We start from the raw sequence: 6,321 nt of genomic DNA, 5'->3' as shown, positions 1-6,321 counted from the left end.
AACGAAGTAGAATCAATGTCATGCACGTAGTCCAGAAAATTTAACCGGACAGCAGTGGGCTCGACCCGAGGGCAGCACAGCGTTGGTGTGGGCAATAACGATCGAACCAGAAGCGTCCAAAGTAAACACTCCCCCTCAAGGGGGAGGGGAACACGACAGCGGCCATTGCGCCGTCTAATGGCCTCTTCCGGTCGCGGCCAGTTCGTCGCCGAAGCGCCATTCCAGCGCCGATTTCAGCACCAGGGTCACCAGCGCCAGCAGTGCCAGCAGCGAGGCGAGGGCGAAGGCGGCGGTGCCCTGATATTCGTTGTAGAACATCTCCACCTGCAGCGGCATGGTGGTGGTCTGGCCGCGGATCTTGCCCGAGACCACGGCCACCGCGCCGAATTCGCCCATGGCGCGGGCATTGCACAGCAGTACGCCGTAGAGCAGGCCCCAGCGGATATTGGGCAGGGTGACGTAGCGGAAGGTCTGCCAGCCGCTCGCGCCCAGCGAGAGCGCCGCTTCCTCGTCGGCCGTGCCCTGTTCCTGCATCAGCGGGATCAATTCGCGCGCGACGAAAGGAAAGGTGACGAAAATGGTAGCGAGGACGATGCCGGGCACGGCGAACAGGATCTCGATGCCATTGGCGCGCAGCCACGGGCCGAGGAGGCTGCCCGTGCCGAACAGCAGCACATAGACCAGGCCCGAAATCACCGGCGAGACCGAGAACGGCAGATCGATGAGGGTGATGAGGAAGGCCTTGCCCTTGAACTCGAACTTGGCGATGGCCCAGGAGGCGCAGATGCCGAAAAGCACGTTGAGCGGCACGGCGATGGCGGCGACCAGCAGGGTGAGGCGGATGGCCGCCTGCGCATCGGGGATGGTCAGCGCCTCCAGATAGGCGCCCAGGCCCTGGCGGAACGCCTCGGCGAACACCGCGCCCAGCGGCAGCACCAGGAACAGCGCCATGAAGGCGACGCCGGCGAGGATGAGCAGCAGGCGCACCCCCGCCGGCTCCTCGGTGGGGGCGGTGCGGCGGCGCGCTTCACTCGCCATGGCCATATCTCCCGCGGCTCCAGGCCTGCACCAGATTGATCAGGAACAGCATGAGGAAGGAGATCAGCAGCATCACCGTGGCGATGACCGCCGCGCCCGGATAGTTGAATTCCTCCAGCCGGATGACGATCAGCAGCGGCGCGATCTCCGAGACGAAGGGGATGTTGCCGGCGATGAAGATCACCGAGCCGTATTCGCCCACCGCCCGGGCGAAGGCGAGGGCGAAGCCGGTGAGGATGGCCGGCAGCAGCCCGGGCAGCAGCACGCGGACGATGGTCTGGAAGCGGCTGGCGCCCAGCATGGCCGAGGCTTCCTCCACCTCCCTGGTGGTTTCCTCCAGAATGGGCTGCACGGTCCGCACCACGAAGGGCAGGCCGATGAAGATCATGGCGATGACGATGCCGGCCGGCGTATAGGCGATGCGCCAGCCCAGCGGCGCCACCAATTGGCCGATCAGCCCGTTGGGGGCGTAAAGCGCGGTGAGCGCGATCCCCGCCACCGCCGTGGGCAGGGCGAAGGGCAGGTCCACCATGGCATCGAAGACGCGCCGCCCCACGAAGCGGTAGCGCACCAGCACCCAGGCGATCAGCGTGCCGAAGACCACATTGACGCCGGCGGCGAAAAGGGCGGTGAGAAAGCTGGTGCGCAGCGCCGCCAGCACCCGCGGATCGGTGGCGCCGGCCCAGAATCCCGCCCAGCCCAGCCCGCTGGCGCGCAGCACCAGCGCCAGCAGCGGAATGAGGATGATGAGGCTGAAATAGGCGAGGGTGAAGCCGAAGGTCAGCCCGAAGCCGGGCATGGCGCTGGGCTGGCGAAAGCGCACGACAGGTCGGAACATCGATCCGGGCCTCCTGTAACCGGAGTAACTCTATGCGGCAGGTCGAGTTTCACAAGGCGAGGAGTCGTTCAGTTTTCGTATCGATGAAGAAAAATATTCCGATTTATAGGGAATGTCCCGCGCAAAATTGCGTGAGCGCGGCGGATCAGTCCGAAGCGAGCAAAGACCTCGCGATGGCGGCGCATTGCACCCTTATATCGGGCACCGCCTCGATCTCGAAATAGCGCCCGCGCGTCAGCGGGCCGACGACGCGTACCCGGGCCGAGGCGTTGCCGTCTTCATCCACCAGCGCGCAATCGGCGTCGACGTCGAGCCCGATGCGCATGCGGTCGGGGCGGGCGGCGCCCGAGGCCACCAGGTGCCGGATCAGCGGATTGCTGCTGGCGCGCACATCGACGCTGACGCCGCCGCAATCATAGACGCGGGCGACCTCGATGGTTTCGCGCCGGGCGGTGCCACGGGGCCGGAAGGTGGCGCGGGCGCCGCCCGGGGCGGCCTCGACCCCCACGACCTCGGCGGCCACCAGCCGCACCTGCCCGCCGGCGATCGCCCGCGCCATGCCTTCGTGCAGGTCGGGGGGCATACGGTGGCGGTGAATGTTCCACCAGGGCCGCAAATGCCGCAGGAACCGGCGCTTTTCCGCGTCGCTCCAGCTCTGCCACAGGCGCTGGTTATGGGGCCGCAGCCCGTCGACGACGCTGCGCCAGTCGCCGCCCCGGGCTTCCACCTCCCTGATCTTGCTGCGGAACCAGCGGGTCAATTGCCGCAGGCCCGCGCCGAAGGGAACCTCCTCGGCCGCGATGGCCAGCGGCGGCACGTCGCGATGGCCGGTGGGCAGCAGGCCGTTGCGCGACACCACCGTCACCGGCCCCCGGTGCTTCGCCTCGGCCAGCGACACCCAGGCATCCACCATGCTCAGCCCGGAGCCCAGGATCATCACCGGCGCCTCGGGATCGAGCGGCGTATCGCGCTCCGAGCCCACCCGCACCGCGACATGCCCGCCGCGGGCCGGCTGCGTCTCGTGGCCCACCGCCAGCCCGGCCCAGCGGCTGACGAGGCTGGTGCCATCGGCCAGCATGGTTTCCACGCCGCCCTCGACGGGGCGGAGCGCCACCGCCTCCTCGGCCCGCACATGCAGCCGCCCGGGCAGGCGCTCCCCGGCCTCGCGCAGCACCTCTTCGAGATAGGTACCGTAAAGCCGCCGGGGCACGAAGACCCAGGGGCTGGCATAAAGCTGCGGATCGCGCCGGTGCAGCCAGCGCCAGAAATGCTCCGGATCGTCGGCGAAGGCGCTCATGCCGCGGGCCGGCACGTTGACGCGGTGGTCGCGGTGCTGCGCCGAATAGGCCAGGCCCTGCCCGTAGCGCCCCTGTTTTTCGAGCAGCGTCACCCGCAGGTCCGGATCGGGGCTGGCCAGCAGATGCGCGGCCAGCAACACGCCGCTGGCGCCGCCCCCGATGATAACGACGGAGCGCAGCTCCCGACCGGCGGGGGTGGTATCGTCTCGTCGCGTGCGCATTGCCGGCCATCCATGGGCTGGCCGGCCCTGGTGTGGCCGGCATCTGGCCCCGGCATATAGATTTTGCCGGAGCCCCCGGCAAGCCCGGCCGGGGCAGGCGGGCGCCGTTACCGCGCGGCGCCGGCGTAGATCTGGTCGAAGACGCCGCCATCGCCGAAGAAATGCGGCTGCGCCGCGCGCCAGCCGCCGAAATCCGCGATGGTGACCAGATTGACCGCCCCGAAGCGTGCCATGTCCTCCGGCGCCGCCGCCTCCGGGCGGAACGGGCGGTAGTAATGGCGCGCGGCGATGGCCTGGCCTTCGTCGGAATAAAGATAGTCGAGATAGGCCCGGGCCACCTCCAGATTGCCCTTGCGCTCCGCATTGGCCGCCACCAGCGCCACCGGCGGCTCGGCCAGGATCGAGATCGAGGGGGTGACGATCTCGAAGGCGTCCGGGTCCAGCTTCTCCGCCTCCTCGAGCGCCAGATGGGCCTCGTTCTCCCAGGCCAGAAGCACGTCGCCGATGCCGCGCTGCACGAAAGTGGTGGTGGAGCCGCGGGCCCCGGTATCGAGCACGGGCACGTGTCGGTAGAGCGCGGTGACGAATTCGCGGGCGGTGTCGTCGCTGCCGCCCTGCTGCGCCCGGGCCCAGGCCCAGGCGGCCAGCAGGTTCCAGCGCGCCCCGCCCGAGGTCTTGGGATTGGGGGTGATCACCTCCACCCCGTCGCCGACCAGGTCGCCCCAATCGGCGATGCCCTTGGGATTGCCCTTGCGCACCAGGAAAACGATGGTCGAGGTATAGGGCGCGCTGTTGTTGGGCAGCAGGGTGCGCCAGTTTTCCGGGATGAGGCCGGTGGCGTCGGCGATGGCGTTGATGTCGCTTTCCAGCGCCAGCGTCACCACATCGGCCTCGAGCCCGTCGATGACGGTGCGGGCCTGCGAGCCGGAGCCGCCATGGGTCACCTGCACGGCGACGCTCTCGCCCGTGGTTTCCTGCCAATGGGCGATGAAGGCGGCGTTGTAGTCGCGATAAAGCTCGCGGGTCGGATCGTAGGAGACGTTGATCAGCGTCTTGTCCTGCGCCTGGGCGGCGATGGAAAAGTCCATGACCAGCAGGGCGGCGAGGGCGGCATAGGCAACAAGTCCGGCTGTCCGTTTCATCGGAACCTCCTGATGCGTGAGGCTGGAAGCCTATCAATGCGGCCGGGTTGGGGAAGGTCCAGCTTTGCGGCGATTTCCGCTTGCCGGAGAAAAATTTGTCCCGCCGGCGGGAGTGAGCGAAAGCCGGGGCGAAAACTCAGCCGGTGCGTCTGGCCGTGCGCCCGCTCTGGTTGGCGAGGCCGCTGATGGTGGCGCGCAGCGCGGCGGGCTTGACCGGCTTGGTGACCACGGCGATGCCCCGGTCCTCCGCCAGCGCCCGCACGGCGGGGCTGCGGTCCGCCGTCACCAGCGCCGCCGGCAGGTGCCCGCCCAGATTGTGCCGCAGCCATTCGATGGCATCGAGCCCCGAGGTCTGGTCGAGATGATAATCCATCAGCACCAGATCGGGATACCAGCCCTCCAGCAGATGCTCGCGGTCGATCTGCTTGAGCGAGAGCGCCGTGCGCACATCGCATCCCCAATGGGTCAGCAGCCCCTCCATGGCCTCGAGAATGGCGCGCTCATTGTCGACGCACAGCACTTTGAGATCGAGCGTGCCGAAACTTCCCTCGCCCGCCACCGGCTCGGCCTGCCCGGCCGGGCGCCCGTTGCGCACCGCCGGGAGATAGAGCGAGAAGCGCGAACCGTGGCCCTCGCGGCTGTCGAGCTCCAGCGTCAGCCCCAGGGCGGCGACCAGGCGCTGCACGATGGACAGGCCCAGCCCCAGCCCCTGGGCCATGCGGGCGCCACGCTCCAGCCGGGAGAATTCGGCGAAGACCAGCCGGTGCTGGTCGCGGTTGAAGCCGATGCCGGTATCGATGACGTCCAGCCGCCAGCGATTGCCGCGCCGGCGCAGCCCCACCAGCACCTTGCCGCCCACCGGCGTGTATTTGATGGCGTTCGACACCAGGTTCTGCACGATCCGCCCCACCAGCGAGCGGTCGGCCAGCACCGTGGCCCCGGTCGGCACGATGCGTAGCGAAATGGAGCGCGCCCGCGCCATGGGGCCGAACTCCACCTCGGTCTTGCGCAGCAAATCCTGCGCCTGCACCGGCATGGGCGCCGGCTTGAGGGCGCCGCTGTCGATGCGCGAGATATCGAGCAGGGCCGACATGATGTCCTCCACCGCCGTCAGCGACGCCTCGATGGAATTGGCCAGGTCGGCGAAGGCGGTGGACTTGGCCCGCTCGATCAGGGTGGAGGTGTAGAGGCGGGCGGCGTTGAGCGGCTGCAGCAGGTCGTGGCTGGCGGCGGCGAGAAAGCGGGTCTTGTCGTGATTGGCCGCGTCGGCCTTGGCGCGGGCGATTTCCAGCTCGGCATTGACCTGCCGCAGCGCCGCGGTGCGCTCCTCCACCCGCCGCTCCAGCGTCTGGTTCATCCGCTCCAGCTCCTGCTCGACGCGAATGCGCGCGGTGACGTCGGCGAAGCTGACCACCAGCCCGCCATCGGGCAGGCGGCTGGAATGGAATTCCAGGGTCTGGCCCTCGCCATCCATGCGCTGGGTCACGGTGAGGGGGGCGGAGGTGAGCAGGTTGATGCGTTCTATGGCCAGCCGGGCCGCGTCCCCCGGCCCCAGATCGCCGCGCTCGGCCAGGAAGAGCGCAATGTCGAACAGTGCCGTTCCCGGCCGGATCAGGTCCTCCGGCAGGGCCAGCAGCGCGTTGTAATGCCGGTTGGACGCGACCAGCCGCAGCCCGGCATCGAACACGACGACGCCCTGGGGAAGATGATCCATGGCCAGCCTGACGCCGGCGGCCGGGTCGTTGGAAAGCAACCTCATGATGGGCTTTGATCCGCCAAACAGG

Annotated in this window: 5 protein-coding genes; all 5 read right to left on the bottom strand. The window is 68.6% G+C overall.

Annotated features, from left to right (window positions below; genetic code table 11):
• Positions 1-174 precede the first annotated feature (174 nt).
• The 5 genes from cysW to ACFOOL_RS12680 all read right to left on the bottom strand — a co-directional run bounded on the left by cysW (position 175) and on the right by ACFOOL_RS12680 (position 6,296).
• Positions 175-1,038 (bottom strand): sulfate ABC transporter permease subunit CysW, encoded by an 864-nt coding sequence (gene cysW, locus ACFOOL_RS12700; protein WP_380097482.1) that lies wholly within the window; start codon positions 1,036-1,038, stop codon positions 175-177.
• Entirely contained in the window at positions 1,028-1,876 is an 849-nt protein-coding gene (gene cysT / locus ACFOOL_RS12695) for a sulfate ABC transporter permease subunit CysT (RefSeq protein ID WP_380097481.1), read from the bottom strand. The genes cysW and cysT overlap by 11 nt, the downstream gene beginning before the upstream one ends.
• Positions 1,877-2,021: 145 nt before the next feature.
• Positions 2,022-3,395, bottom strand: a complete 1,374-nt coding sequence (locus tag ACFOOL_RS12690) for an FAD/NAD(P)-binding protein (protein ID WP_380097480.1) — start codon at positions 3,393-3,395, stop codon at positions 2,022-2,024.
• A gap of 107 nt (positions 3,396-3,502) precedes the next feature.
• Positions 3,503-4,537: a sulfate ABC transporter substrate-binding protein gene (locus ACFOOL_RS12685; RefSeq protein ID WP_380097479.1), complete on the bottom strand. Its 1,035-nt coding sequence runs from the start codon at positions 4,535-4,537 to the stop codon at positions 3,503-3,505.
• A 136-nt stretch (positions 4,538-4,673) separates the two neighbouring features.
• The gene (locus tag ACFOOL_RS12680; protein ID WP_380097477.1) at positions 4,674-6,296 is read right to left on the bottom strand and encodes an ATP-binding response regulator; all 1,623 of its coding nucleotides are present in this window, start codon (positions 6,294-6,296) and stop codon (positions 4,674-4,676) included.
• Between the last annotated feature and the right edge of the window lie 25 nt (positions 6,297-6,321).

It is taken from the genome of Devosia honganensis (assembly GCF_042648785.1).
Taxonomy (GTDB): Bacteria; Pseudomonadota; Alphaproteobacteria; order Rhizobiales; family Devosiaceae; genus Devosia; species Devosia honganensis.
This window is presented reverse-complemented; position numbering and strand designations above follow the sequence as displayed.